Origin of the sequence: Burkholderia sp. SIMBA_051, assembly GCF_046534915.1 — a bacterium.
GTDB classification, from domain to species: domain Bacteria; phylum Pseudomonadota; class Gammaproteobacteria; order Burkholderiales; family Burkholderiaceae; genus Burkholderia; species Burkholderia ambifaria.
In genome coordinates, this window is record NZ_JAWRXS010000001.1 from 133,796 (window position 1) to 159,946 (window position 26,151).

The following is a 26,151-nucleotide window of genomic DNA, read 5'->3' on the forward strand; positions in this document are numbered from 1 at the left end:
CCCCGTCGGCACGCCGCCATCTACTGAAACCGAAGCGTCATGCGGACGGCGCCCGCGCCGCGACGAGCCAGCACGCCGCGTCGAAGCGTACATCCGCGCCCTGCACGTATTGCTCGAAAGCGGCGCGAACCGTATCGATCACCCGTCGACGCGTCGCGTCATCCACCTCCCGAAGCGCGAGCCCGACCGGGCCCAGTCGAGTGACGTAGTCGTCCAGCGCGGCCGCCGGCAACGCGCACGCGACATCGATCGGCTCGATCGCGATATCGGCCCAGCCGCTGTCCGACAATACCGACGCGATGCGCTGCCGGTCGCCGAACGCGAATTGTCCCGGCGCGCCCGGCTGCCGCGCCGGCAGGTTCGGGAGCAATGGCGCCGCGACACGCTCGGCCGTCGTCATGAACGGATTGTCGGCGGCGCTGCGCCATGCGACGAATCGCAGTTGCGCGTTCGCGCGTGCCGCATGCCGCAGGTTCGCGAACGCGCGCACCGGATCGTCGAAGAACATCACGCCGAAGCGCGACACGACCATGTCGAACTGATCCGGCGCGAACGCATGCGTCTGCGCGTCGGCATGCACGAAGCCGGCGGCGAGGCCCTCGCGCTCGGCGCGTGCCTGTGCGGCGGCGATCAACTGCGCCGAGATGTCGACGCCCGTACAGTGCGCATGCGCGCCCAACCGCCGTGCAATCGCGAGCGTCACCGCGCCGGTGCCGCAGCCGACGTCGAGCACGCGGCGAGCCGACGCCGCCACCGCCGCATCCGCAAGCAGTGTCTCGAACGGCTCGAACATCCGGTCGAGCGAGCGCTGCGCGTCGACCCACGCAAGCCCCGACGGACCGTTCCACAGTGCAGACTGCGCTTCGTTTGCCCGGTTGTCTTCCATCGCCGATTCTCCTTTTTCCTGCCTCGTTGACCGTGATGCACACTATGCTGCTTCAAGCCGGCTTGAGATCAAGCCCGCGACCGCGGCACCACTCGCGCGCCGGGCGCTTGTCACACCACGCGTTTCACATTTCTTACATTCACGCTGCGTATCGTTGACGGCTTTCCTACGGTGCCTCCCATGCGACGACTCCTCTCTCGCGCACTGTTCGTGCGTTGCGCTCCGCTTGTTGCCCTCGCGGCGCTGTCCGCGTGCTCGAACCACATCGATACGCCCGCCGACCCGGCCAGCGCCGCGATCAACGTCCAGGCCGCATGGGTCGAGATCGGCGATACGAACCAGGCGATCGCGCGCGTGATCACGAACTACAGCCCGGCTTCCGCGAGCGATCCGCTGTGTCCGCAATTGTCCGTCGACGGCAAGCTGTCGCGCATGACGCTGCGCGCCGGCGCCTCGACCGTCGCGCAGCGCCCGACCGCCAGCGACCCGGCCGACTCGAAACCGTCGAGCTTCCCGGTGTCGGTGTGCGAAACGACGCTGCCGGCCGATGCGCAGACGGCGAGCGTCGCGGGCCGCGCGCTGCCGCTGCCGAAAGCGCAGCCGCAGCGCATCGCGATCATCGCCGATACCGGCTGCCGGATGAAGAAGGCCGACAACGCATGGCAGGCGTGCAACGACGCGACAGTCTGGCCGTTCGACACGATCGCGGCGAGCGTCGCGAAGCTGTCGCCGGATCTCGTGCTGCATGTTGGCGACTATCACTATCGCGAGAACGCGTGCCCGCCCGACATCGCCGGCTGCAAGGACAGCCCGTGGGGCTACGGCTGGGATACGTGGCAGGCCGACCTGTTCCGCCCGGCCGCGCCGCTGTTCGCGAAGGCGCCATGGGTGGTCGTGCGCGGCAACCACGAGGAATGCGCGCGGGCCGGCCAGGGCTGGTACCGCTTCCTCGATCCGCGCCCGTATTCGGCGGGCCGTTCGTGCAACGATCCGGCCAACGACAACGACGCGAATTACTCGGATCCCTATGCGGTGTCGCTCGGCGGCGGCTCGCAGGTGATCGTGTTCGACACCGCGAAGGTCGGCCGCAATCCGCTGAAGACGACCGACGCGCAATTCCGGATCTACCAGAAGCAGTTCCAGACGGTCGCGGCGCTCGCGTCGAAGGCCGGCATCACGACGACGATCTTCACGAACCACCATCCGATCCTCGCGTTCGCGCCGATCGCAGGCAGCACGCCCGCGCCGGGCAACCTCGCGCTGCAGTCGGTGATGTCGAGCCTGAACGCGCAGGCGTACTACCCGCCCGGTGTCCACGTCGCGCTGCACGGGCACGTGCACGACTTCCAGGCGATCAACTTCTCGTCCGGACATCCGGCGACGATCGTGTCCGGCAACGGCGGCGACAACCTCGACGTCGCGCTGCCCGACCCGTTCCCGGCCGGCCTGACGCCTGCGCCAGGCGCCGTGATCGAGCGGCTGTCGCACAACAACACTTTCGGCTTCCTGATCATGGAGCGGCGTGCGGCGCCGGCGACGGGCTGGGTGTTCCGTGCGTATTCGGCGGCGGGCAAGCTGCTCGCGTCGTGCGACCAGTCGGGCACGACGCTCGCCTGCGACAAGACGGGATTCATCGCGCCGTGACCGACGAAGTTCGATTGCATGATGGTTTGACGGGGTCGACGGGGTCAAGCGGTCGCCGGCGACGGATGGACGGATTGGGGAAGCGGCGGATTTTGTCGGCCGCCTGTGCCGGGCGTTCGGTTTGCGCTTCGGTTTCGTCGGACGCCTGTGCCGGGCGTTCGGCTTCCGCTTCGGTGTCTTCCCCCACCTGCGCCGAGTGTTCGGCTTCCGCTTTGGTGTCGTCGGCCACCTGCGCCGAGGGTTCGGCTTTCGCTTCGGCGTCGGTCGCCGGCACCGCCCGCACGGTACGCCTACTTGCCGCCGCCGTGCTCGCCGGCGCGGCGCTCGCGGCCCACGCCGCGCCGTCCGAAACGATCCTGCTCCCCGGCGCCCCGCCGTCGCGCGTCGTCGACACGATCGGCAACGGCACGCCGCAGGTGACCGGCAAGATCGACGCGGCGACCGCCCGCTTCGCGCCCGACCCGACGCTCGTCGCGCTCGGCCGCCGGATCTTCTTCGATCCGCGGCTGTCCGAGCCGCGCGGCATGTCATGCGCGGGCTGCCACGATCCGGCGCGTGCATTCGCGCCGACGCTGCCGGCCGCTTCGCTCGCGGGGCCCGGCGTGCCGGAAGGCAGCCGCCACGGACGTTTCAGCCAGCGCAACGCGCCGTCGCTGCTCTACGTGCGCTACGTGCCGCGCCGCCACTTCTACCAGGACGACGATGCGCCCGCGCCGTCGCCATTCGGCGGGCTTTTCAGCGACGGCCGCGCCGACACGCTCGCCGAACAGATCCGCGGGCCGCTGTTCGATCCGAACGAGATGAACAACCGGTCGCCGGCCGCGCTGCTGCGCAAAGTCGACGGCACCGAACTGGCGGGCGATCTGGCCGCGCGCTACGGCGCGTCGGTGCGGCGCGATCCCGAGCAACTGGTGCGCGCGCTCGGGTCGGCCGTCGAGGCCTATCTGCAGAGCGACGACATGGCGCCGTTCACGTCGCGCTTCGACGCATTCCTGCGCACCCGCAAGCCGCTCGCGCCGGCCGAGATGCGCGGTCTGGCGCTGTTCCGCAATCCCGACAAGGGCAACTGCATGAGCTGCCACACCCTGTCGGAGACATCGCGCCGGCCGGAGCGCTCGCTCTTCACCGATTTCGGCTACGACGCGATCGCGGTGCCGCGCAATCGCGCGTTGCCCGCGAACCGCGATCCGCGCCATTTCGACAACGGCCTGTGCGACACGGCCGCGCGGCTGCGCTGGCCCGAACCGACGCAATGGTGCGGTTACCTGCGCACGCCGGGGCTGCGCAACGTCGCGATCAAGCAGACGTTCATGCACAACGGCGTGTTCACGACGCTGCGCGATGCGGTCGCGTTCTACAACACGCGCTCGACCGATCCGCGCCACTGGTATCACGGCGCCACAACGTTCGACGACGTGCCGGTCGCCTATCGCGGCAACATCAACGTCAATTCGACGCCGATGAACCGCCGTCCGGGCACGCCGCCCGCGCTGACCGACACGGAAATCGACGACATCGTCGCGTTCCTCGGCACGCTGACCGACGCGCGCTACGCGAATCTCGTTCCGGCCGCTCCAGCCGCCTCACCCGCAGCGCCTGTCGCCCGTATCACCGGATCCCCGGCCGTCCGCCTCGCCGCGCCGGCGCGCTGACCCTGGCCGAACGGCCAAGCGCATGCGTGCCGCTTGCGGCCGCCTCATATACTGGTTATATTTACAGTACTGTATTTATGAACAGTGAGGTGCGCGATGGAACATCTGGTCCGTATCGTCAACGACACCGATCGCCAAGTGCTGGCATGGCTGCGTGCGCAGGTCGGCGATGCCCGCGTCGAGCGCGCGGCGCGCCAGCTTGGGGCGACGCGCAAGCCGTTTCCGTCCGCGTTGTGCCGATACCTCGGCATGAGCGCGCCGGCCACGCTGCGCCAGACGGAGCGGCCGCGCGCCGCGCGCGACTTCTCGGTCGGCGATCGCTACCTGTCGCTGATTCGTCAGCACCTCGCTGCGCATACGGTCGGCCGATGAAATCGCCGAAATCGTATCGTCGGCGCGTGATGGCGCGGCGGCCGGCCGCGGTGAGCACGGCGTGCCCGATCGGGCGGCCCGTGCCGCCGTCACGCCAGCCGAGCCCGGTAGCCGGCCTCCCGGCCCGGCCGAAAGCCGGCCCGCTTACGCGGCGGCCGCCGCGTCGCGTATCAGTTCGCCTAGCGTTTCGATGGCCGCTTCGTGAGCCGAGTCGAATACCCGCGTGCACCCAAGCCGGATATAGGCATCGAAGCGGTCGGAATTCGAGAAGATCGAGCCGGGCGCGATCCTTACTCCACGTGCCAGCGCCGCATCGAACAATGCTTCGGAACGCACGCCGTCCGGCAGCGCGATCCACAGCAGCATGCCGCCCGGCGGCCGGTTCATCCGCGTGCCGGCCGGAAAATGACGCGCGATCGCATCGATCGTCACGTCGCGCTGCACACGAAGCTGTTCGCGAAATCGGTGCAGGTGGCGATCGAACGCACCCGAGCCGACGAATTCGGCGGCGACGGCCTGCAGCAACGCGGCGTTGTGCCGGCTGTGCGCGAACTTGAGCATCTTCACGCGCGCGTGCCAGCGGCCTGCACTCATCCAGCCGAGCCGCATCCCGGGCGCCAGCACCTTGTTGAACGACGGGCAGTAGATCACCGTGCCGTCGCGGTCCCATGCCTTCACGGGCTTCACCGCCTGCGGGGCTTCGACGAGCTCGCGATAAGGCTCGTCCTCAATCACGGCCACGCCGCGGCGCGAGCACAGCGCAACCAGCGCGGCCTTGCGCTCGTCGGGCATCACGCTGCCGAGCGGGTTCTGCAGGTTTGGCACGACGACCACCGCCCGAATGTCCGGGTACGCGGTCAGCGCCACGTCGAGCGCTTCGATCGACAGGCCGGTCGTCGGGCTGGCCGGGATCTCGAGCGCACGCAGACCGAGGCTTTCGAGCAGCTGGATCAAGCCGAAAAAGGCCGGCGATTCGATCGCGATCGTGTCGCCGGGGCGCGCCACCGCGCGCAGCGCGAGATTCATCGCATCGACGCCACCGCTCGTCGACATCACGTCGTCCGGCGACACGGTCACGCCGTACGACAGCGCACGCTTGGCCATCGTCTGGCGGAATTCGGGCGAACCGCCGACCGGCCCCGCGTCGGTCAACAGCGTCGGCTTGCGCCGCAGCAGCCGGATCGCCAGCGCCTGCAGGCGCTCGGCCGGATACAGCGTCGCCAGTGCGGACGCGCCGCCAAGATTCAATGCATCGGGAGATGCGTTCGCGCGATCGATCACGCGCGACACGCGTTCGTGCAGCCCCGCGAATGGCGGCTCGACGCTCAGCGGCGGCCCGTCGCACTCCGGCAGCGTTGCGAGCGCGGCCGCCGCGCGCCGCCGCACGAAATAGCCCGAGCGCGGCCTTGCTTCGCACCAGCCCGTATCCTCGAGCCGCCGGAACGCCTGGATCGCGGTCGACAGGCTCACGCCGTGCTGCGCCATGAATCCGCGCACCGACGGCATCCGGTCGCCGGGCGACAGCGTGCCGGCCGCGATGATGCGGCGGTAATGCTCGGCGAGTCGTTCGTACAGCGGCTCGCCGGCCATCGGCAAAGGTGTGCGGGGCGCGTCGGTGAGGGATGTCATGCGGGTCATCGTGCCCGCGCGCCCTGGCGCACGCCAGATACAGATTCGGGGAAAACCCACCGATACAGCGGGCCAAAATCGCTGCCTGCACCGTAACAGATTCCCGTCCCCTGAATCTGTCCGGCCCGCGCGCGTTTCCCTAACCTGATTGCACGCTGTCGCCCCGCCGTCGCGGGGCTGCGCAACCGGGAAAGGGACTCGCCATGCGAACACAAGACATCCGGCTCGACGCCGGGCAAAGCCACTTTGCGTGGTTCGACAAAGGCAGCCAGGTCGTCGTGCTCGACGGCGCGCTCGCGGTCACGTTGCGCCACGGCGGGCTCGACTGGCTGCCTGATGCGCCGCACTACGTCCGTCGCGTGCTCGATGAAGGCGAATGCCTGACGATCGAGACCGCCGGTCACGCGACGTTGACTGCCAGCGGTGCCGCGCCGGTCGACGCGACCGTTACGGAACCCGCGGCCCGGGCCGGGGCGTTCGCCGCGTGGCGGGCGTGGCTGAAGCGGGTGGCCGCGTGGCCATTCGGCGAGCGGCATGTGCGCGAACAGCCCTGACGCGATGGCTCGCGCTGTCGCTGGTATCGTCGTGCAACTACCGTATCGCCTCATTCGGCGGCGAGCGTGATCGCGTCCGGCGCCGTCGCCGCGCAGGACCGATTCAACCGGGCAGAGATCTTCGGTTACCGCACCTTCCGCGCACGCTCGATCCATTCGAACAATGCCATCCCGACCAGCATCGCGACGACGAACGCGATGCCCTTGACCGAGCCCAGACCGATCGACACGAGGGCCGGCCCCGGGCAGAACCCCGCAAGCCCCCAGCCGATGCCGAACACGGCACTCCCGGCGACGAGCCGTACGGTGATCGTCCGGGTGGCCGGCCACTGGATCGGCAGCCCGAGCCACGACCGCGTGCGGCGCTTCGCCCATGCGAACGCGACCACGGCGACACCGATCGCGCCAACCATCACGAACGCGAGCGACGGATCCCAACGGCCTGCCAGGTCGAGAAAGCCGAGCACTTTCCGCGGGTTGGCCATCCCCGACACGATGAGGCCGACGCTGAACAACAGCCCCGCCAAAAACGCGAATCCTGCCTGCATGTCAGCCTCCAAGCACGTGCCGCCGCACGAATACGGTCGCGAAGCCGGCGACCATGAACACTGCCGTTGCTACGATCGACCGCGTCGCGCCGCGCGACAACCCGCAGACCCCGTGACCGCTCGTGCATCCGCCCGCATAGCGCGTGCCGATCCCGACCAGCAGGCCGGCCGCCAGCAATTCGCCCCAGCCTGCATCGACCTGCGGCGTCACGGCGGCACCGGCGATGCGCATCATCAGCGGCGCGGCGATCAGCCCGGCGACGAATGCGGCACGCCAGTCGCGCTCCGCGGCGCCGGCCGTGAACAGGCCGCCAACGATGCCGCTGATCCCGGCGATCCGCCCGTTGAACGCGATGAGCCACGCAGCTGCCAGCCCGATCAGCACGCCGCCGCCAAGCGACAGCCAGGGCGTGAAATGAAGCGCATCAAGCTGCATGGCGCTTCCCTTTCGCGGCCGGGCCGCAGAACTGTTCGTACAACACCCCCATCACCGCGATCGCGGCCGGGCTGTCGAGCGAATAGTGAATGTTCTTGCCTTCGCGGCGCGTGCGGACGAGCGCGTTGTCCCGCAACACGCCGAGCTGCTGCGACAGCGTCGGCTGGCGAATATCCAGCCGCGCCTCGAGATCGCTCACGCAGCGTTCGCCCTGCGACAGTTCACACAGCAGCAGCAACCGGTCTGGATTGGACAGCACCTTGAGCAGCGCGCACGCCGATTCGGCGGCTGCGCGCATCTGGTCGGGCTCGGGCAGCCCGGCGGAAGGATCGGCGTTCATGGGAGCGGCGGCACACGATTAACGAATCGATATTATATCAACTTATATATTGACGATTCGCACCATCGCCCGCTGCCGTCCCTCAGAAGGCGCCGAGGGCCCGGCTCAAACCGGGCCGCGCCGCCAACGCGCGTCAGGCACCGTCGCAGAACGCCGTGTCGTCCAGCATCAACGTACCGACCCGCGCGGGCACGAGCGGCGTGCGCGGCACCGGCGGCGTCCAGCCGAACAGTGCCTGCGCGGCCGCGCCGCACACGCGGCCCTGGCAAGCGCCCATCCCGCAGCGCGTCTGCAGCTTCGCGGCCGTCCAGCCGGGCGCCGGCGCGACCGCGTCGAAGCGCACGTCCTCGCAACGGCACAGCAGCGTATCGGGCCGCGCGAGCCGGCGGATCGGCTCGCGGATCGCGAAGCGCTCGCGCACCGCGTCCGCGAACGCCTGCCAGTGCGCGCGTCGCGCCACCAGCGCGGCCAGCGGCGCCGCCTGCCCGGTGGCCGCACAGCCGGCGATCTCGCCTTCGACCATCGCCAGTTCGCTGCCGCCGACACCCGTGCACTCGCCCGCGGCGAAATACCCGTCGCGGCTCGTGCGCTGATGCGCGTCGACCACGACCGCGCCGTTCTCGATCCGGCAACCGAGATGGCTCGGCAGCACGGTGTTCGGCACGAGGCCGAAGCCGCACGCGAGCCGGTCGCAGTCGACGTCGAACTCGCGCTCGCCCTGCCGGATCCGCACGCGTTCCAGCCGCTTGTCGCCGAACGCTTCGACGACGTAGGCATTGGGCCGGTACGCGGCCGTGACGAGCTTCGCGGCCTGCGCGAGTTTCGACGGCCAGCGCCACAGCCCTGCGCCGAAACCGGCCACGTCGCCCCATGCCGCCTGTTCGAGCACATGCGACACCTGCACACCTGCCTGTCGGGCCGTTGCCGCGCTCGCGAGCAGCAGCGGGCCGCTGCCGGCGATCACCGTGCGCTGCCCGCGCACGTCGAGGCCGTACTTGATCAGCGCCTGCAGGCCGCCCGCGCCGGTGACACCCGGCAGCGTCCAGCCCGGGAACGGCAGCAGCAACTCACACGCGCCGCAGCACAGGATCAACGTGCGGAATTCGAGCAGAAAGCCGCGCTCGTCGTCCTCGAGCAGCAGCGTGCCCGGCTGCGTTTCGGCGACGATGCGCGTGGCCGCGAGATGCGTGACGTTCGGCTGCCGCAGCACGGCAAGGCGTTCCGCCGCGGCCGCCACCGGCGTCGCGGCGGCGGCCTGGCGCCAGATCTGTCCGCCCGCGCGCGGGTTGTCGTCGACGATCGCGACCGTTGCGCCGCTTCGTGCGGCGGCCCGCGCGGCCGACAATCCGGCCGGGCCCGCGCCGACGATCGCGACGTCGACGCTCAGTCGTTCCTGTTTCATCGCGTGCGCTCCACCCGCATCCCGTCGCGGCACAACGTCTGGCAGGCCAGACGACGGCGGCCGTCGATCGTCATCCTGCACTCCTGGCAGATACCCATACCGCAAAACGGCGCGCGCGCCGCACCCGTGCACGACACGCGCGTCGTGTCATCGCCACTGGCCGCGACGGCGGCCGCGACGGTCGCACCGTCGGCCACCGTCAGCGCGCGGCCGTCCAGATGAATGATCATGTCAGCCTCCGCCAGGCCGCCCTGCACGTACGGGAATCGGCCTTCGAGGGATGGGGGGACTGCGTCCCCCCTAGCGAATGAAGTGAGCGTGGGGGTCGTTTCATGTCAGCGCTCCGGCTACGGGGGACGTCGTCAGAAAACGTCCCGGCAAATACGGTTCGATATCGATCGGCGGCCGCTCGCCGGTCATCAACGCGGCGACGATTCGCGCACTGCCCGGCGCGGTCGTCACGCCGAGCCCTTCGTGCCCGACCGCGAGCCACACGCCCGGCCGCGCCGGATGTTCGCCCAGCAGCGGCAGGCCGTCGGGGCTCGCGGAACGAAAGCCCGTCCATGCGCGAATTCCGTTCAGGTCGGCCAGATCCGGCAGGTAGCCGGCCGCACGGCGCAGCATGCGCGCGAGCACCGGCGGCTCGATGCGCGCGTCTTCCGTGTCGAACTGGCGCGACGAGCCGATCAGCAGCTGGCCGGTCGGCCGCGGTTGCACGTTGAACGCGACGGACGTGCCGTCGCTCGCGTGCGCGCTCGCCGCATAGCCGAGCTCGACGAGCTGGTGCGACACCTGGCCCGGGTAGCGGTCGGTGATCAGCAGATGGCCCTTCTTCGGGCGCAGCGGCAATTCGGGCAACAGCGTGCGCGCGGCGACGCCGTTCGCGACGACGACGCGTTCCGCGCGCAGCGTGTCGCCGCTCGCGAGCGTCACGCTCGGGCCATCGACCGCCACCGCGCGGTCGCGCCGCAACGTGATGCCCGGCGCGCGCTGCAACAGCCAGCTCGCGGCGACCGGCGCATAGAGAATCGCATCACCCGGGATCTTCAGCGCGCCGCCAAGCCCCGCGCGCAGCATCGGCTCCAGCCGCGCGAGCGTCGCCGCGTCGATCAGCTCGCCCGTGACGCCATGCGCGGCGAGCGTCGCCTGCTTGGTGCGCGCGAGGTCCATCTCGTTGGAATCGGCCGCGAGCCACAGCGTGCCGCAGTTGCGGTACGCGCAGCCTTCCGGCATGTCGCCGCTCAGCGCGCGCCACAGCTCGATCGAGTAATGGCTCAGCGCGAGCTCGGCCGCGTTGTCGTCCATCGCGACGAGGTGCCCCATGCCGGCACCGGTCGCGCCGCCGCTGGCGTCGTCGACGACGAGCACGCGCAACCCGCGCTGCGCGAGTTCGTGCGCACATGCGGCGCCGACGATGCCGGCACCGATCACGACGACGTCGGTCCTGGCCTCGCTCACGACACGATGCCCCAGCCGAACGGATCGTCTTCCTCGATCAGCAACGTCGCTTCCGCGCTGAGATGCGCACTGCCGCGAATCGTCGGCACGATGCCGCCGTCGGCCTGCGCATAGCTCGCCTGGAACACGCTGCCGATCACGCTCGCCTGCCGCCACACGACGCCCGGTTCGAGCTTGCCGTCGGCCGCGAGGCAGGCGAGCTTCGCGCTCGTGCCGGTGCCGCACGGCGAACGGTCGTACGCATGGCCCGGGCACAGCACGAAGCTGCGGCTGTCGTGCTCGGGATCGTCGGCGAACAGTTCGATATGGTCGATCTCGCCGCCGTTCGCGCCGGTGATGCCCGCACGCTCGAGCCCTTCACGCACGGCGGACGAATAGGCGGTCAGCGCCGCGACGTTGTCGCCGGCCACGCGCTGGCCGTGATCGCTGATCAGGAAGAACCAGTTGCCGCCCCACGCGATGTCGCCCTTCACGGAGCCGTAGCCCGGCACGTCGACGGCGACGGCCTTCGCATGGCGATACGCGAGCACGTTGCGCACGCTGACCGACAGGTCGTCGTGCAGCGTCGCCTCGACGGTGCCGACCGGCGTTTCGATCCGGTGCACGCCCGGCTCGATGCGGCCCATGTGATGCAGCGTGCGCACGACGCCGATCGTGCCGTGCCCGCACATCCCGAGGTAGCCGCTGTTGTTGAAGAAGATCACGCCGGCCGCCGCCTCCGGCGACACGGGTTCGCACAGCAGCGCGCCGACCATTACATCGCTGCCGCGCGGCTCGAGAATGCACGCGGTGCGGTAGCGATCGTGCTCGCGCGCGAGCACGTCGCGGCGCTCGGCCATCGTGCCGTTGCCGAGCGAGGGGAAGCCGGACACGACGAGCCGCGTGGGTTCGCCGCCCGTGTGCGAATCGATGATCTGAATGCGCTTCATCATGAGCCGTCCGAAGTGGGGAAAGGAGCATAGCTTCCTCCGTCGCGCGTCCGTCCGCTTGTGGCTTTTCGATGAGGACGGCGACGAAATCGGCACAGTGCGAAACGCCTTTCGCAGCCCTTGCGGCCACTGTGCCGATTTCGTCATTCTGCTCCGCGATACGACTCAAGCGTGATGGGTGTTTGCACGGCGATACTGGTTGCACGTCGACGCGCCTGTCGCCGGCCGAGATGAAGCGATACGTAGCAACAGGAAGCAATACGAAGCAGGAGATTGCAGTGAGCCGAAACGCCATCCAGCGGACCGAAGTTTCCCCCGCCCTCAGCAACCGGTTCGCACCGGCCGCTTCCATCGCATTCGACGCCGCGCACCGCGCCGAACAGAACCGGGCGAACCGCTGAGCGACTTCCCCCGGCGGTGCAACGGCTTCCCCCGTCGCATCGCCACTTCCCGTCCGGCATGGCCCGCACGGGTCCGTTCGCCGCGTCGCCAGTCTGCGCCGCGCATGAACGGCCGTCGGCCCGCCCGGTCGTTCGAACCGGTCGCATGCCGGCCGGCAGGTGTGCGCCGCTGCTCCGTCGGAGCGCGGCGCAACCTCACCTGCCCCGATATTTCCCAGGAGACAAACCCATGCCAGGCCAAGGCAACACACACCCTTCCGTCCCGCTTTCCCGTTCCGTGCCCGCCGACGGCGGTCACGGCAAGTTCAAGAAACAGCTGTCGCTGACCGACCTGACGTTCATCGGTCTCGGCGCGATCTTCGGTTCGGGGTGGCTGTTCGCCGCGAGTCACGTGTCGACGATCGCCGGCCCGGCCGGCATCTTCTCGTGGCTGCTCGGCGGCTTCTCGGTGCTGCTGCTGGGCATCGTCTACTGCGAGCTCGGCGCCGCGCTGCCGCGCGCGGGCGGCGTGGTCCGCTACCCGGTGTTCTCGCACGGCCCGCTGCTCGGCTACCTGATGGGCTTCATCACGCTGATCGCGTTCTCGAGCCTGATCGCGATCGAAGTGGTCGCCGCGCGCCAGTACGCGGCCGCGTGGTTCCCCGGCCTCACCAAGGCCGGATCGAGCGACCCGACGACGCTCGGCTGGCTCGTGCAGGCCGGGCTGCTGTGCTTCTTCTTTTACCTGAACTATTCGAGCGTGAAGACGTTCGCGAAGGCGAACAACGTCATCAGCATCTTCAAGTTCATCGTGCCGCTGTCGGTGATCGCGGTGCTGTTCACGTTCTTCAAGCCCGCCAATCTGACGATCCACGGCTTCGCGCCGTTCGGCATGCCCGGCATCGAGATGGCCGTGTCGGCGGGCGGGATCATCTTCGCGTACCTCGGCCTCACGCCGATCGTGTCGGTCGCGAGCGAAGTGCGCAATCCACAGCGCACGATCCCGATCGCGCTGATCCTGTCGATCCTGCTGTCGACGCTGATCTACGTGCTGCTGCAACTCGCGTTCATCGGCAGCATCCCGACCGACATGCTCGCCGCCGGCTGGCACGACGTGAGCAAGGCGTTCTCGCTGCCGTACCGCGACATCGCGCTCGCGCTGGGCGTGGGCTGGCTCGCGGTGATGGTCGTCGCCGACGCGATGATCTCGCCGAGCGGCTGCGGCAACATCTACATGAACGCGACGCCGCGCGTCGTCTACGGCTGGGCGAAGACGGGCACGTTCTTCAAGGTGTTCACGCGCGTCGACGAAGCGTCGGGCATCCCGCGTGCGGGCCTGTGGCTCACGTTCGGCCTCTCGATCTTCTGGACGATGCCGTTCCCGTCATGGGAAGCGCTGATCAACATCGTATCGGCCGCGCTCGTGCTGAGCTACGCGGTCGCGCCCGTGTCGGTCGCCGCGCTGCGCCGCACCGCGCCCGACCTGCCGCGACCGTTCCGCGCGGTGGCGTTCGGCATCACCGGCCCCGCGTCGTTCGTGATCGCCGCGCTGATCGTCTACTGGTCGGGCTGGGGCACGGTGTCCTGGCTGCTCGGCCTGCAGATCGCGATGTTCGTGATCTATCTCGCATGCCGCCGCTGGGTGCCGACCGCGCACCTGAGCATCGCCGAGCAGGTGCGTTCCTCCGCGTGGCTGATCGCGTTCTACGCGGCCATGATCGTGCTGTCGTACTTCGGCGGCTTCGGCGGCACGGGCCAGCTCGCGCATCCGTACGACACGGTCGTCGTCGCGGCCGTCGCGCTCGTCATCTACTACTGGGGCGCCAACACCGGCATCCGTTCCGACAAGCTGCAGCTCGACGACGACGAAGACTGACGCCCCCGCTTTCCCCTTTCCACTCCGGCCGGGCGCATCACGCCCGGCCCCGCATTTTCCGAGGAAAAACCATGCAACTCACAGGTCAGCTCCTGATCGGCCAGTCGGCCATCGCCGGACAGAACGGCACCCTCCACGCGATCGCCGCCGCGACCGGCGAACCGCTCGACCCCGCGTTCGGCGGCGCGAGCCTGCACGACCTGGAGACGGCCTGCGCGCTCGCCGACGACGCGTTCGACACGTACCGCGAAACGCCTCCCGAGCAACGCGCCGCGTTTCTCGACGCGATCGGCCGCAACATCATGGCGCTCGGCGACGACCTGATCGAGCGCTGCGTCACCGAAACGGGCCTGCCGCGCGCACGCATCGAAGGCGAACGCGGCCGCACGGTCGGCCAGCTCGCGCTGTTCGCGTCGCTCGTGCGCGACGGCGGTTACGTCGACGCGCGCATCGACCCGGCCCGGCCGGAGCGCAAGCCGCTGCCGCGGGTCGACCTGCGCCTGCGCAACGTCGCGATCGGGCCGGTCGCCGTGTTCGGCGCGTCGAACTTCCCGCTCGCGTTCTCGGTCGCGGGCGGCGATACCGCGTCGGCACTCGCGGCCGGCTGCCCCGTGATCGTCAAGGCGCACTCCGCGCATCCGGGCACGTCCGAGCTCGTCGGCCGCGCGATCCAGCAGGCAGTGCGCGAATGCGGGCTGCCGGCCGGCGTGTTCTCGCTGCTGTTCGACGCGTCGCGCGAGATCGGCCAGGCGCTCGTCGCCGATCCGCGCATCAAGGCCGTCGGCTTCACCGGCTCGCGCCGCGGCGGCGTCGCGCTGATGAACATCGCGGCCGCGCGCCACGAGCCGATTCCGGTCTATGCGGAAATGAGCTCGATCAATCCGGTGCTGCTGTTCCCGGCCGCGCTCGACGCGCGCCACGACACGATCGCGCCGCAGTTCGCCGCGTCGCTCGCGCTCGGCGCCGGCCAGTTCTGCACGAACCCGGGGCTCGTTCTCGCGGTCGACGGCCCCGCACTGCGCGCGTTCGAGGCCGCAGCGGCCGCCGCCGTGCAAGCGAGCGCCGCGCAGACAATGCTCACGCCGCACATCCACGCGAGCTACGCGCAAGGCGTGGCCGCCCTGCGCGCGCACGACGCGGTCGAGCTGCTGGCGCAAGGTTTGGAAGGCGGCCGCTACCAGGCACGTGCTGCGCTGTTCGCGACGTCGGCGGCCGCGTTCATCGCGCACCCGGAACTGCGTGACGAAGTGTTCGGCCCCGCGTCGCTGATCGTGCGCTGCCCGGATGCCGACACGCTGCATCGTGTGCTGAAGTCGCTCGAAGGCCAACTGACGATCGCCGCGCATCTCGCCGACGGCGACGCCGCGCTGTTTGCCGCGCTGCGCCCGACGCTGGAGCGCAAGGCCGGCCGCATTCTCGTCAACGGCTTCGGCACGGGTGTCGAGGTCGGTCACGCGATGGTGCACGGCGGCCCGTTCCCGGCCACGTCCGACACGCGCACCACGTCGGTCGGTGCACGCGCGATCGAGCGTTTCCTGCGCCCCGTGTCGTACCAGGACGTGCCGGACGCGCTGCTGCCCGACGCCATCCGCACCGGCAACCCGCTGAACGTGCCGCAACGCATCGACGGCGTGCCCGCGCCGCGGGAAGCGCGCGATGTCTGAGCCGCTCGCCGAAGTCGTCCTGTCGCTCGATGAGGTGCACGCACTCGCGCTGCGCGTGCTGACGCACAACGGGATGTCCGCCGCGCACGCGCAGGCGATCGCGAACGTGATCACGCAGGGCCAGCGCGACGAATGCCACTCGCACGGCGTGTACCGGCTGCTCGTCTGCGTGCGCTCGCTGAAGAAGGGCAAGGTCGATCCGCAGGCCGTGCCGACGCTGCGCCGGCTGTCGTCGTCGATCGTCGCGGTCGACGCGCATCGCGGCTTCTCGCTGCTCAGCTTCGAAACCGGCCTGCCGGTGCTCGTCGAGATGGCGAAGCAGCACGGGATCGCGGCGATGGCGATCAACCATTGCTACCACTTCTCGGCGCTGTGGCCCGAGGTCGAGGCGATCGCCGCCGAGGGGCTGGTCGGCATCGCGATGAACCCGAGCCACAGCTGGGTCGCGCCGGAGGGCGGCCGCGAACCGGTGTTCGGCACGAACCCGATCGCGTTCGCGTGGCCGCGCCCGGGCGGCGTGCCATTCGTGTTCGACTTCGCGACCAGCGCGATCGCGCGCGGCGACATCGAACTGCACGCGAAACAGGGCAAGGCGATCCCGCCGCACTGGGCGATCGATGCCGACGGCCAGCCGACCACCGATCCGAAGGCCGCACTGCAGGGCGCGATGCGCACCTTCGGCGGCCACAAGGGCTCGGCGCTGGCGGCCATGGTCGAGCTGCTCGGCGGCGCACTGATCGGCGACATGACGAGCCGGGAGTCGATGGACTTCGACGAAGGCGTCGGCGCGACGCCGTGCCATGGAGAGCTCGTGATCGCGTTCGACCCGAAAGTGTTCCTCGGCGACGAACTCGACGCGGGCCTCGCGCGCGGCGAGCGGATGTTCGCGTCGATCTCCGGGCAAGGCGCGCGGCTGCCGTCGCAGCGGCGCTTCGACGCCCGCGCGCGCAGCATCGCGCATGGCGTGCGGATTCCGAAGGCGCTGTACGACGAAATCCTGACGCTGCTCGATTGACGCGATCACGTTGCGCGGCGCGGCTCGCGGCGCGGCTTCATCGCCGGTAGAAGGCGATGAAGCCGCCGCCTGTTCCGCCGCCTGTTCCGCCGCCTGTTCCGCCACCCGGTTCGCCGCCTGATTCTGCCGCCGGGTTCTGCCACCCGATTCGTCGCCCGATTTGCCGCCCGGTTCCGCCACCCGATTCGTCGCCCGATTTGCCGCCCAGTTCCGCCATCCGATTCGTCGCCCGGTTCCGCCGACGGTTGCACCGGCAAGGCCCTGCGCCCCTGGTGCGCGCCTGCCCGGCTCCCCGCCCGCGCCCTTCGCCCACTCCCGCCCGCGCCGCCCGCCCGGCGCCTGTGGGATAATCGCCCAGTTTGCCCAGGGCGCAGCTCAAGAGGTTGTTCGCACGGGCGCGCGAGAGGCCTTCAATCCCGTGCCTCCACCCTTTTCCGCGATATTTCTTCAGCCATCACAATGCCCACATACCGTTCCAAAACCTCCACCGCCGGCCGCAACATGGCAGGCGCGCGCTCGCTGTGGCGCGCCACCGGCATGAAAGACGACGATTTCTCGAAGCCGATCATCGCGGTCGTCAACTCGTTCACGCAGTTCGTGCCCGGGCACGTGCACCTGAAGGATCTCGGCCAGCTCGTCGCGCGCGAGATCGAGGCCGCCGGCGGCGTCGCGAAGGAATTCAACACGATCGCGGTCGACGACGGCATCGCGATGGGCCACGACGGCATGCTCTATTCGCTGCCGAGCCGCGACATCATCGCCGACTCCGTCGAATACATGGTGAACGCGCACTGCGCGGACGCAATGGTGTGCATCTCGAACTGCGACAAGATCACGCCGGGGATGCTGATGGCCGCGATGCGCCTCAACATTCCGGTGATCTTCGTGTCGGGCGGCCCGATGGAAGCCGGCAAGACGCGTCTCGCGAACCCGGTCACCAAGACCGTCGAACTGAAGAAGCTCGACCTCGTCGACGCGATGGTGATCGCGGCCGACCCGGCGTATTCGGATGCCGACGTCGCCGAAGTCGAACGCTCGGCCTGCCCGACCTGCGGTTCGTGCTCGGGCATGTTCACGGCGAACTCGATGAACTGCCTGACCGAAGCGCTCGGCCTGTCGCTGCCCGGCAACGGCACGGTCGTCGCGACGCACGCCGATCGCGAGCAACTGTTCAAGCGCGCCGGCCGCCGTATTGTCGAGCTGACCCGCCAGCACTACGAGCAGGACGACATGCGCGCGCTGCCGCGCTCGGTCGGCTTCAAGGCGTTCGAGAACGCGATGACGCTCGACATCGCGATGGGCGGTTCGACCAACACGATCCTGCACCTGCTGGCGATCGCGCAGGAAGCCGGCATCGACTTCACGATGAAGGACATCGATCGCCTGTCGCGCAGCGTGCCGCAGCTGTGCAAGGTCGCGCCGAACACGAACAAGTACCACATCGAGGACGTGCACCGCGCGGGCGGCATCATGGCGATCCTCGGCGAGCTCGATCGCGCCGGCAAGCTGCACACCGACGTGCCCACCGTGCACGCGCCGACGCTGAAGGATGCGCTCGACCAGTGGGATATCGTCCGCACCGACGACCCGGCAGTGCGCACGTTCTACCAGGCCGGCCCGGCCGGGATCCCGACGCAGGTCGCGTTCAGCCAGAATACGCGCTGGCCGAGCCTCGACCTCGACCGCGCGGAAGGCTGCATCCGCTCGTACGAGCATGCGTTCTCGAAGGAAGGCGGCCTGGCCGTGCTGACCGGCAACATCGCGCTCGACGGCTGCGTGGTGAAGACGGCCGGCGTCGACGAAAGCATCCTCGTGTTCGAGGGTTCGGCCCACGTCACCGAATCGCAGGACGAAGCGGTCGAGAACATCCTGAACGACAAGGTCAAGGCCGGCGACGTGGTGATCGTGCGCTACGAAGGCCCGAAGGGCGGCCCCGGCATGCAGGAAATGCTGTACCCGACGAGCTACATCAAGTCGAAGGGTCTCGGCAAGGCATGCGCGCTGCTGACGGACGGCCGCTTCTCGGGCGGCACGTCGGGCCTGTCGATCGGTCACTGCTCGCCGGAAGCGGCAGCGGGCGGCGCGATCGGCCTCGTGCGCGACGGCGACAAGATCCGTATCGACATCCCGAACCGCACGATCGACGTGCTGGTGTCGGACGAGGAACTCGCGCGTCGCCGCGAAGAGCAGAACGCGAAGGGCTGGAAGCCGGCGCAACCGCGTCCGCGCAAAGTGTCCGCGGCGCTGAAGGCCTATGCGAAGCTGGTGATGTCGGCCGACAAGGGTGCCGTGCGCGACCTGTCGCTGCTGGAAGACTGATGCCGGGCAGCGGGCCGCACGAACGGCCCGCCCGCCGGACCCAGAAGCCGCTCTCCGGAGCGGCTTTTTTTCATCCGGCGCCGGCTGGCGGCTGCGACATCTGAGCCTTCAGTCGATCAACGACGGAACTCGTCGCTGCGGCCCCGGCCTCCACCACCGCCGTGGTTTCCGCCCCCGTCCCCGCCGCCTTGCGGCCGACCGCCGTAACCGCCGCCGCCCTGATGTGCCGGCGGCATCATCTGGACCGCGCCACCGCTCGGTGCGGGCTGCGCGGGTTGGGCGGGCGGCGGCGCCGGCTGACGGACACCGGCCGCGCCGGGCATCGGTGCGGGCGCGGGCATCGGTGCGGGTGCAGGCATCGGCGCGGGCGCGCGTGCGGGCGCGGGCGCAACCTGCGGCGCCGGCGCGCGGTTCGGACCATTCCAGCCGCCGCGCGTGGCCGACGGCCGCGCATCATGCTGCACGGGCGGCGCGCCGCGCGGCTCGCGCTGGGCCGGCCAGCCCGGCTGCGGACGGCCGTAGTAGGCGGGCGGCATCCCGCCGGGGCCAACGCGAGGCTCGGCACGATGCTCCCAGCGATCGCGATCGTGAAACCACGGCCGGTGGCGGTAATAACGGTCCCAGTACGTGCCGATCGCGAACCCGGTCACCGGCACGCCGATGATCGCCCCGTATTCGAGCAGCGGCACGTAATTGCCCTGGTACGGGTAGTCGAGCTGCTGCGCGTCGATCCAGCCGCGCACGCCCGGCAGCGCGACGTCGCACCACGAGTAGTCGCTCAGGCAGCCGAACACGTCCACCGCGGTGCCGGGCGGAAGTTGCGCGACGACCGGATAATCGGGCGCCGGCCCCGCAAAGAGTTCGGCCCCCGAGTTCGTGTAGGCGCTGCTTTGCGCGTCGGCGACCCCCGGCACGGCCGCGATGCCGAACAGGACGACGCACAGACTTCTAATGATGGTGTTGCTCATGTTGCTCTCCCGCGCGGTGCCGCCGCGCGTCGGTCAGTGTCGATGGCCGCCGCCCCAGTGTCCCCCGCCCCAATGTCCGCCACCCCAGTGGCCGCCACCCCACGGACGGTGCCAGCCCCGGTAGCCGCCGCCCCAATACCCGCGGAAGCCGAAGCCGATCGTGACGGGCGGCCCGTACCAGCCCGGGTAGTACGCGGGGTAGTAGGCCGGATAAGGCACATAGGCCGGCGCGGCATAAACGGGCGCCGGCGGGTACGCGTAGGCATAATCGTCCGCTGGCGGCGGCACGGCCGGCACGGCGGGTGTGGACGACGCGGCCGGGCCCGTATTGGCCGGCGTCACCGGGATCTCGCGCTGCGACACCACGGCGGGCACGGGTGCGTAATACGGTGCATATCCGTAAGGGCTCGTGTAATAGCAGCCACTCAGCGCGAGGATCGCCAGCACGATGACGGCTGGCCTCGCGGCGTGAATCGGGTTCATTTGAAGCTCCGCAGGAATTCGTGCGTCGCCGCGTGGCGCGCGCCTGACTCTAGCTTACGTCCCCTGCATATTTCTGCGGGTTTGATCGGTTACTTTTTGTTTCGCCATCACAATTGAAGGGGTCGCACCGCGCGGGTACGCTGCGTGCTCGCGCGTCTGGCGCGCCGGCGTTGAAGTTGGCGCAAATGCCCTCACTTGGATATTCAGTCAGGCTGGCCGGCGCGGACGGGTGTTCGCGGCCCCCGGCGGCCTGAAACCAGCGGACTTCGGCCCGCCCAACAGGAACGCGGCTCACGCCGCCATCGACATGACTACGCCACGCCCCACGCTTCGGGCGGACACGCCCCTCGATCCGATCATCCAGCTGCTGGCGCTCGCCGGCGAACAGGGTTATCTGACGCACGCCGACCTCGTCGACGCGCTGCCGCCGGAAAGCGACAGCCCCGACGCGCTGGACGTCGTGCGCGCCGCGCTCGCGGACATCGGCATCGCCGTGCTCGACGAGCCGGCCGCGCCGGCGCCGTTTGCGGGCGCGGCACCGGTCGACGTCGATCGCGATGCGCTCGACGAGGGCCGCGCGCTGCTCGGCGATCTCGCCCGCGGCACGAGCGCGTCGACCGATCCGCTCGCGCTCTACATGCGACGCATTCACGCGGTGCCGCTGCTCAAGCGCGAGGATGAAATCGTGCTCGCCCGCGAGATCGAAACGGGCCGCCATCAGATCCTGCATGCGCTCGCCGGCTATCCGGCGGCGGTCGATGCGCTGCTCGCGCGCCATGGTGCAACGGGTGGAAGCGGGGCGGCCGGAGACGAAGCCGATGACAGCGGCGACGGCGAAGGCGACACGCCGGCACCCGCGCGCTACGACACGCTGCAGGACGCCATCACGGCCCTGCGCGGCGCATTGCACGCGCAAGGCTGCCGCTCGGCCGAATACCGCGACGCGCGCAACCGCCTCGCCGCCCTGCTCGGTTCGCTCGCGTGGGTTGCGCCGGCCGTCGACGATGCGACTCGCGTCGTGCGCGCGCTCGCCGCCGCACCGGCCAACGCCGCCGCCGACAGCGACGCCGCGCACTTCGACGCGGTCGCGCGCCGTGCGCTCGGCGCCGCGCTGAGCGACGGTCAGCAAAAGGTGCGCGACGGTACCCGCGCGATGCTGGAGGCGAACCTGCGGCTCGTGCTGTCGATCGCGCGCAAGTACATGAACCGCGGCGTCGACCTGCCCGACCTCGTGCAGGACGGCTGCCTCGGCCTGATGCGGGCGATCGAGAAGTTCGAATACCGGCGCGGCTTCAAGTTCTCGACCTATGCGACCTGGTGGATCCGGCAGGCGGTCGCGCGCGCGGTGGCCGACCGTTCGCGCACGATCCGCGTGCCCGTGCACGTCGGCGACCAGTACCAGCGCGTGCAGCGGCATGCGCTGCGGTTCCGCCAACGCACGGGCCGCCGCGCGACGCCGGCCGAACTGGCCGCAGAATCCGGGCTCCCCGAGGGCAAGCTGCGCGCGGTGCTCGCGCTGCCTGCCGAGCCGCTGTCGCTCGACACGCCGCTGCCCGATGCGGAGACGGGCCTCGTCGACCTGATCGAGGACCAGGCGTCGGCGAGCCCGTTCGAGCGCCTGGCGGACACGCGCATGCGCGAATGCGTGACGTCGCTGCTGCGCTCGGTCACGCCAGCCGAAGCCGACGTGCTGCGTCGGCGGTTCGGCCTCGGCGGCGCCGAGCCGGACACCTACGACGCGATCGCGCAGGACGCGGGCATGTCGCGCGAACGCGTGCGGCAGATCGAGAAGCGCGCGCTCGCCACGCTGCGCACGGCCGCAGAGGCCGAGGGCGCGGAGTCGTTCCTCGACGCGTAACCGGTCGCGCGTTCGTGCCCTATCCCGGCACGAACGCGCGCGCGGCGCGGTTCCCGCCTGTGCAACGTTTGCTATTGACACGCATCAATTTTTGTTCGTCGCTTCCCGTGACAATGTGCTGAAATGAACGGCGGCCCGCGCGTTGCGCGCGCCGTTCATTCCGTTTGCGCTTCCCCAGGTCCCGCACCATGCAGACGACCATCAGCCAGACGCACGAGGAAAACCGGCAGATCGCGGCTTGCCTGCGCGAAGCCGCGCAGTTGCTTGCCGACCAGGGAGCGAATCCTTACCGGGTTGCCGCCTACCGCGCGTCGGCCGATACGATCGAGTCGCTCGACGACGGCATCCGCACCCGCTTCAACGCGGGCGGTGTCGATGCGCTCGGCGCGCTGCCGGAGGTCGGCACGGGCGTCGCACAGGCGATCGCCGAATGGCTGGTGACCGGGCGATGGCGCCTGCTCGATCGGCTGCGCGGCGATGCGGAGCGCGTGTCCGCGTTCGAAGCCGTGCCCGGCATCGGGCATGCGCTCGCGCTGCGGATTCACGACCAGTTGCACATCGATACGCTCGAGGAGCTCGAACGCGCGGCCCGCAGCGGCCAGCTCGACGCGATTTCGGGTGTCGGCCCGCGTCGCGCGGCCGGCATCCGCGCGGCGCTCGACGACGTGCTGAGCCGGCGCCGGCGCTGGCAAGGCCACGCGCAGGACGCCGACCTCGGCACCGAGCCGCCTGTCGAACTGCTGCTTTACATCGACCGCCTGTACCGCAACAAGGCCGCCGCCGGCATCCTGCCGATGCTGGTAACGCGTCGCGTGAACGCGGACGTCAGCGTGTCGCCGCCCGTGATGCACATGACGAAAGGCGGCTGGCATTTCACCGCGCTATGCCCCTATCCCGCCCGCCCGCACGAGGCCGGCCGCACCGCGGACTGGGTCGCGCTCTACTTCTACGATGCGTTGCAATGCGAGCACCAGCGCACAGTCGTCACCGAAACGTTCGGTTCGCTCGTCGGCAAGCGCATCGTGCGCGGACGCGAGATGGAATGCCGCGTCTATTACGCGGGATGACGCGCGCGGGGCATTAGCCGCCGCAGCTTGCCTGCCCCGTCGCACGCTCGCGCGCCCCACTCCGGCAAGCCGAACCGCCTACGCGACTTCCGTCTTCGTGCGACGCGCCGGATGACGGTGCGCGGCGACGCGCAGCAGCTTGCGGAACGACGGACACTCGAGATGACTCGGCGCCGGGCACACGGCCGCATGCCGCAGCGCATCGCGCACCGCACCGAGACGGCGGATCGTACGGTCGAGCTCGTCGGCCTTGTCGTCGAGCTTCGCGCGATCGATCGCAGGGCGGCCGTCCGCACCGAACATCGCGAGGATGTCGTCGAGCGCGAAACCGGCTTCCCGGCCAAGCGCGATCAGCGCAAGGCGCTCCAGCACCGACTCGTCGTACTGGCGCCGCAGCCCGTGACGGCCGTTCGGCACGATCAATCCCTTTTCCTCGTAGTAACGCAGCGTCGACGCGGGCAATCCCGAGCGACGCGCGACATCGGCGATATCCAGACGGCTCATGCTTGACCTCAAGTTAACTTGAAGTTGCAAGATAGCCGCTCGACTCCTTCGACACAAGACTGGACCGCCATGAACCCGCCGAAACCGACTCCTTTCCCGGCGCGCTCCCGCCCGCCGCGGAAAACGGCGAGCGTCGACGTCGCGCACGCGGCGATGGACTGACGAGGCGACGGCTGCGCGCGGTGCGCGCCGGCGCCCCGTCGGGCCGTCTCAGGCCTTCATCGTCCCGGTACGCACATAGCGTTCGTGCCACGACAGCGCCTCGGCGAGCAGGTGCGGCGTGTGCTTGCCGAAGCTCTCGCGCGACGCGCGCTCGAAGTAGTCCTCGAGCATCGGACGGTAATCGGGATGCGCACAGGTCGCGATGATCTTGCGCGCACGCTGCTTCGGCGACAGGCCGCGCAGGTCGGCGAGCCCCTGCTCGGTGACGACCACCGCGACGTCGTGCTCCGTATGGTCGACGTGGCTTGCCATCGGCACGATCCGCGAGATCGCGCCGCCCTTCGCGGTGCTGGCCGACATGAAGCACGACAGGTAGCCGTTGCGCGCGAAGTCGCCCGAGCCGCCGATGCCGTTCTGGATCTTCGTGCCCATCACGTGCGTCGAGTTCACGTTGCCGTAGATGTCGGCTTCGATCATCCCGTTCATCGCGATGCAGCCGAGCCGGCGCACGAGTTCCGGATGGTTGCTGATCTCCTGCGGGCGCAGCAGGATTTTTTCGCGGAACGTCGCGATCTCGTCGGCGAAGCGCTGCACGGCGGCCGGGCTCAGCGACAGCGCGGTGGCCGACGCGAAACTCAGCGTGCCGTCGTCGAGCAGGTCGAGCATGCCGTCCTGGATCACCTCGGTGTACGCGGTCAGGTTCGAGAAGCCGGCCGAGCTCAGTTCCGCGAGCACCGCGTTCGTGATGTTGCCGACACCCGACTGCAGCGGCAGCAGGTTTTCCGGCAGACGGCCGCGCTTCACTTCGTGGCGCAGGAAATCGATCAGTTGCAGCGCGATCTGCTTGGACGTGGCGTCCGGCGCGGAGAACGCGTTGCTGCGGTCCGGCGCGTCGGTCTCGACGATCGCGACGATCTTGTCGGCCGGGCAGCGCAGGTACGGCTCGCCGATCCGGTCGTCGCTTTTGGTCAGCGGAATCGGCTTGCGGTGCGGCGGCAGCGCGGTGCCGTAATAGACGTCGTGCATCCCGTCGAGGCCGAGCGGCTGGCGCGAGTTGACTTCGAGGATCACGTGCTTCGCCTGCTCGAGCCACGTCTTGTTGTTGCCGATCGATGCGGACGGAATCAGCAGCCCGTCCTCGCGGATGCCCGCGACTTCGACGATCGCGACGTCGAGGTCGCCGTACAGCCCGAACCACGCGTATTGCGCGACGTGGCTCAGGTGGACGTCCTGATAGTCGACTTCGCCGCTGTTGATCTTGTCGCGCAGCGTCGGGTCGGACTGGTACGGCAGGCGCATCGAGATGCCGTTGGTGCGGGCGAGCGCGCCGTCGAGCTCCGGCGCGGTCGACGCGCCCGTCAGCACGTTGATCCGGAAGTCCTCGCCGCGCGCGTGGGCGGCCTCGATGTGGGCGGCGAGCGCGGCCGGCACGGCCTTCGGATAACCCGAGCCGGTGAAGCCGCTCATCGCGACGGTCATGCCGGGACGGATCAGCGCGGCGGCTTCGTCGGCGGTGCGGACGAGCGAACGCAGGGCGGGAGCGAGGATGCGTGATGAAGACATGGCTGTATATCTGACGCTTTTGGTCTGTCGTTGACGTCGCGGGGGGTGTCTCCTGAGCGACGCGAAGCCCTTGGGGCCGCGAGGGGCGGCCGGCACCACAGGCACGGTCGGAGTATCGCAGAGGCCATCGCCGCGAAATGTCCGCTGAATGCAAAAGATACTTACTGAATGCGCCGGGTATCGAACGGCCGTTCTGTGACAGGCGGAGCAATCTGCCCAATGCACCCGAAAGGTGCGCGAAAGCGAATCGCCGATTTGCCGCCCGCGGATGACGAATGACCGCACGTCACACTGTGACGTTTCGGATTGACTGCCTGAACGCAGGGAATCAATATGCCGCGGCCGATCGAAGATCAACGCGGCCAATTGTCGCCCGGCGCCGCTTTTTCGGGCCTGATGCACATCAACCCGGCGACGCGCGCGCCTCGCCGCGGAGCCCGGT

General features: G+C 69.5%; 24 protein-coding genes. 10 read left to right on the plus strand and 14 right to left on the minus strand.

Annotation, left to right across the window (positions count from 1 at the left end; translation table 11 throughout):
- Positions 1 to 37: 37 nt before the first annotated feature.
- Entirely contained in the window at positions 38 to 886 is an 849-nt protein-coding gene (locus SB771_RS00575; protein ID WP_175659409.1) for a class I SAM-dependent methyltransferase, read from the minus strand.
- Positions 887 to 1,066: 180 nt separating this feature from the next.
- On the opposite strand from SB771_RS00575, the gene SB771_RS00580 reads away from it, so the two are divergent.
- The gene (locus SB771_RS00580; RefSeq protein WP_175659410.1) at positions 1,067 to 2,530 is read left to right on the plus strand and encodes a metallophosphoesterase family protein; all 1,464 of its coding nucleotides are present in this window, start codon (positions 1,067 to 1,069) and stop codon (positions 2,528 to 2,530) included.
- Here the strand turns inward: SB771_RS00580 and SB771_RS00585 are convergent.
- Positions 2,517 to 2,804, minus strand: coding sequence for a hypothetical protein (locus SB771_RS00585; RefSeq protein WP_175659411.1), 288 nt, complete (start codon positions 2,802 to 2,804; stop codon positions 2,517 to 2,519). The genes SB771_RS00580 and SB771_RS00585 overlap by 14 nt on opposite strands.
- Positions 2,805 to 2,835: 31 nt before the next feature.
- On the opposite strand from SB771_RS00585, the gene SB771_RS00590 reads away from it, so the two are divergent.
- Together SB771_RS00590 and SB771_RS00595 are read left to right on the plus strand one after the other, a co-directional pair.
- On the plus strand, positions 2,836 to 4,182 hold the full coding sequence (locus SB771_RS00590; protein ID WP_175659412.1) for a cytochrome-c peroxidase: 1,347 nt from the start codon (positions 2,836 to 2,838) through the stop codon (positions 4,180 to 4,182).
- Between the two features lie 96 nt (positions 4,183 to 4,278).
- Positions 4,279 to 4,554: a hypothetical protein gene (locus SB771_RS00595; RefSeq protein ID WP_175659413.1), complete on the plus strand. Its 276-nt coding sequence runs from the start codon at positions 4,279 to 4,281 to the stop codon at positions 4,552 to 4,554.
- 144 nt (positions 4,555 to 4,698) lie between these two features.
- Here the strand turns inward: SB771_RS00595 and SB771_RS00600 are convergent, their stop codons facing one another.
- Complete coding sequence (locus SB771_RS00600) at positions 4,699 to 6,192, minus strand: PLP-dependent aminotransferase family protein (RefSeq protein ID WP_410721169.1); 1,494 nt, start codon at positions 6,190 to 6,192, stop codon at positions 4,699 to 4,701.
- Positions 6,193 to 6,386: 194 nt separating this feature from the next.
- On the opposite strand from SB771_RS00600, the gene SB771_RS00605 reads away from it, so the two are divergent.
- A complete protein-coding gene (locus SB771_RS00605; protein WP_175659415.1) occupies positions 6,387 to 6,737 on the plus strand; it encodes a hypothetical protein in 351 nt (116 codons plus the stop codon).
- A 125-nt stretch (positions 6,738 to 6,862) separates the two neighbouring features.
- Here the strand turns inward: SB771_RS00605 and SB771_RS00610 are convergent, their stop codons facing one another.
- The 7 genes from SB771_RS00610 to SB771_RS00640 form a co-directional block, all read right to left on the minus strand.
- Positions 6,863 to 7,285 (minus strand): DUF6691 family protein, encoded by a 423-nt coding sequence (locus SB771_RS00610; RefSeq protein WP_175654950.1) that lies wholly within the window; start codon positions 7,283 to 7,285, stop codon positions 6,863 to 6,865.
- Between the two features lies 1 nt (position 7,286).
- Positions 7,287 to 7,721 (minus strand): YeeE/YedE family protein, encoded by a 435-nt coding sequence (locus tag SB771_RS00615; protein WP_175659416.1) that lies wholly within the window; start codon positions 7,719 to 7,721, stop codon positions 7,287 to 7,289.
- Positions 7,711 to 8,061 (minus strand): ArsR/SmtB family transcription factor, encoded by a 351-nt coding sequence (locus tag SB771_RS00620; RefSeq protein ID WP_410721758.1) that lies wholly within the window; start codon positions 8,059 to 8,061, stop codon positions 7,711 to 7,713. Before SB771_RS00620 ends, SB771_RS00615 begins: the two co-directional genes overlap by 11 nt.
- 133 nt (positions 8,062 to 8,194) lie before the next feature.
- On the minus strand, positions 8,195 to 9,463 hold the full coding sequence (locus tag SB771_RS00625; RefSeq protein WP_175659417.1) for an FAD/NAD(P)-binding oxidoreductase: 1,269 nt from the start codon (positions 9,461 to 9,463) through the stop codon (positions 8,195 to 8,197).
- Positions 9,460 to 9,693, minus strand: coding sequence for a 2Fe-2S iron-sulfur cluster-binding protein (locus SB771_RS00630; RefSeq protein ID WP_011658575.1), 234 nt, complete (start codon positions 9,691 to 9,693; stop codon positions 9,460 to 9,462). The genes SB771_RS00625 and SB771_RS00630 overlap by 4 nt, the downstream gene beginning before the upstream one ends.
- Before the next feature lie 100 nt (positions 9,694 to 9,793).
- Positions 9,794 to 10,921, minus strand: coding sequence for an NAD(P)/FAD-dependent oxidoreductase (locus tag SB771_RS00635; protein ID WP_175659418.1), 1,128 nt, complete (start codon positions 10,919 to 10,921; stop codon positions 9,794 to 9,796).
- Positions 10,918 to 11,850 (minus strand): 4-hydroxyproline epimerase, encoded by a 933-nt coding sequence (locus SB771_RS00640; protein ID WP_138850182.1) that lies wholly within the window; start codon positions 11,848 to 11,850, stop codon positions 10,918 to 10,920. The genes SB771_RS00635 and SB771_RS00640 overlap by 4 nt, the downstream gene beginning before the upstream one ends.
- Before the next feature lie 630 nt (positions 11,851 to 12,480).
- On the opposite strand from SB771_RS00640, the gene SB771_RS00645 reads away from it, so the two are divergent.
- From SB771_RS00645 to ilvD, 4 genes are all read left to right on the plus strand, one after another.
- Entirely contained in the window at positions 12,481 to 14,106 is a 1,626-nt protein-coding gene (locus tag SB771_RS00645; RefSeq protein WP_175659419.1) for an APC family permease, read from the plus strand.
- Positions 14,107 to 14,177: 71 nt separating this feature from the next.
- Positions 14,178 to 15,770 (plus strand): aldehyde dehydrogenase (NADP(+)), encoded by a 1,593-nt coding sequence (locus SB771_RS00650; RefSeq protein WP_175659420.1) that lies wholly within the window; start codon positions 14,178 to 14,180, stop codon positions 15,768 to 15,770.
- Positions 15,763 to 16,785 carry an Ldh family oxidoreductase gene (locus SB771_RS00655; protein ID WP_175659421.1) on the plus strand — a complete coding sequence of 341 codons (1,023 nt, stop codon included), beginning with the start codon at positions 15,763 to 15,765 and terminating at the stop codon, positions 16,783 to 16,785. The genes SB771_RS00650 and SB771_RS00655 overlap by 8 nt, the downstream gene beginning before the upstream one ends.
- 459 nt (positions 16,786 to 17,244) lie before the next feature.
- On the plus strand, positions 17,245 to 19,104 hold the full coding sequence (gene ilvD, locus SB771_RS00660) for a dihydroxy-acid dehydratase (protein ID WP_175659422.1): 1,860 nt from the start codon (positions 17,245 to 17,247) through the stop codon (positions 19,102 to 19,104).
- Positions 19,105 to 19,220: 116 nt separating this feature from the next.
- Here the strand turns inward: ilvD and SB771_RS00665 are convergent, their stop codons facing one another.
- Both SB771_RS00665 and SB771_RS00670 read right to left on the minus strand, forming a co-directional pair.
- Positions 19,221 to 20,072, minus strand: a complete 852-nt coding sequence (locus SB771_RS00665; protein WP_175659423.1) for an SH3 domain-containing protein — start codon at positions 20,070 to 20,072, stop codon at positions 19,221 to 19,223.
- 33 nt (positions 20,073 to 20,105) lie between these two features.
- Positions 20,106 to 20,555, minus strand: a complete 450-nt coding sequence (locus tag SB771_RS00670) for a hypothetical protein (protein ID WP_175659424.1) — start codon at positions 20,553 to 20,555, stop codon at positions 20,106 to 20,108.
- Between the two features lie 307 nt (positions 20,556 to 20,862).
- Between SB771_RS00670 and SB771_RS00675 the strand changes: the two genes are divergently transcribed.
- On the plus strand, positions 20,863 to 22,413 hold the full coding sequence (locus SB771_RS00675) for a sigma-70 family RNA polymerase sigma factor (RefSeq protein ID WP_175705237.1): 1,551 nt from the start codon (positions 20,863 to 20,865) through the stop codon (positions 22,411 to 22,413).
- Positions 22,414 to 22,601: 188 nt separating this feature from the next.
- Complete coding sequence (locus SB771_RS00680; RefSeq protein WP_105830119.1) at positions 22,602 to 23,480, plus strand: helix-hairpin-helix domain-containing protein; 879 nt, start codon at positions 22,602 to 22,604, stop codon at positions 23,478 to 23,480.
- Positions 23,481 to 23,558: 78 nt separating this feature from the next.
- Here SB771_RS00680 and SB771_RS00685 read toward each other — a convergent pair whose 3' ends face one another.
- Entirely contained in the window at positions 23,559 to 23,984 is a 426-nt protein-coding gene (locus SB771_RS00685) for a helix-turn-helix domain-containing protein (protein WP_165752913.1), read from the minus strand.
- Between the two features lie 210 nt (positions 23,985 to 24,194).
- Positions 24,195 to 25,709, minus strand: a complete 1,515-nt coding sequence (locus SB771_RS00690) for an acetyl-CoA hydrolase/transferase family protein (protein ID WP_011658563.1) — start codon at positions 25,707 to 25,709, stop codon at positions 24,195 to 24,197.
- Positions 25,710 to 26,151: the final 442 nt, after the last annotated feature.

Coding starts and splice junctions, on each gene's coding strand:
- SB771_RS00575 (WP_175659409.1), bottom strand. CDS start 886: ATGGAAGACAACCGGGCAAACGAAGCGCAGTCTGCACTGTGGAACGGT.
- SB771_RS00580 (WP_175659410.1), top strand. CDS start 1,067: ATGCGACGACTCCTCTCTCGCGCACTGTTCGTGCGTTGCGCTCCGCTT.
- SB771_RS00595 (WP_175659413.1), top strand. CDS start 4,279: ATGGAACATCTGGTCCGTATCGTCAACGACACCGATCGCCAAGTGCTG.
- SB771_RS00600 (WP_410721169.1), bottom strand. CDS start 6,192: ATGACCCGCATGACATCCCTCACCGACGCGCCCCGCACACCTTTGCCG.
- SB771_RS00605 (WP_175659415.1), top strand. CDS start 6,387: ATGCGAACACAAGACATCCGGCTCGACGCCGGGCAAAGCCACTTTGCG.
- SB771_RS00610 (WP_175654950.1), bottom strand. CDS start 7,285: ATGCAGGCAGGATTCGCGTTTTTGGCGGGGCTGTTGTTCAGCGTCGGC.
- SB771_RS00615 (WP_175659416.1), bottom strand. CDS start 7,721: ATGCAGCTTGATGCGCTTCATTTCACGCCCTGGCTGTCGCTTGGCGGC.
- SB771_RS00620 (WP_410721758.1), bottom strand. CDS start 8,061: ATGAACGCCGATCCTTCCGCCGGGCTGCCCGAGCCCGACCAGATGCGC.
- SB771_RS00625 (WP_175659417.1), bottom strand. CDS start 9,463: ATGAAACAGGAACGACTGAGCGTCGACGTCGCGATCGTCGGCGCGGGC.
- SB771_RS00630 (WP_011658575.1), bottom strand. CDS start 9,693: ATGATCATTCATCTGGACGGCCGCGCGCTGACGGTGGCCGACGGTGCG.
- SB771_RS00640 (WP_138850182.1), bottom strand. CDS start 11,850: ATGAAGCGCATTCAGATCATCGATTCGCACACGGGCGGCGAACCCACG.
- SB771_RS00645 (WP_175659419.1), top strand. CDS start 12,481: ATGCCAGGCCAAGGCAACACACACCCTTCCGTCCCGCTTTCCCGTTCC.
- SB771_RS00650 (WP_175659420.1), top strand. CDS start 14,178: ATGCAACTCACAGGTCAGCTCCTGATCGGCCAGTCGGCCATCGCCGGA.
- SB771_RS00655 (WP_175659421.1), top strand. CDS start 15,763: ATGTCTGAGCCGCTCGCCGAAGTCGTCCTGTCGCTCGATGAGGTGCAC.
- ilvD (WP_175659422.1), top strand. CDS start 17,245: ATGCCCACATACCGTTCCAAAACCTCCACCGCCGGCCGCAACATGGCA.
- SB771_RS00665 (WP_175659423.1), bottom strand. CDS start 20,072: ATGAGCAACACCATCATTAGAAGTCTGTGCGTCGTCCTGTTCGGCATC.
- SB771_RS00670 (WP_175659424.1), bottom strand. CDS start 20,555: ATGAACCCGATTCACGCCGCGAGGCCAGCCGTCATCGTGCTGGCGATC.
- SB771_RS00675 (WP_175705237.1), top strand. CDS start 20,863: ATGACTACGCCACGCCCCACGCTTCGGGCGGACACGCCCCTCGATCCG.
- SB771_RS00680 (WP_105830119.1), top strand. CDS start 22,602: ATGCAGACGACCATCAGCCAGACGCACGAGGAAAACCGGCAGATCGCG.
- SB771_RS00685 (WP_165752913.1), bottom strand. CDS start 23,984: ATGAGCCGTCTGGATATCGCCGATGTCGCGCGTCGCTCGGGATTGCCC.
- SB771_RS00690 (WP_011658563.1), bottom strand. CDS start 25,709: ATGTCTTCATCACGCATCCTCGCTCCCGCCCTGCGTTCGCTCGTCCGC.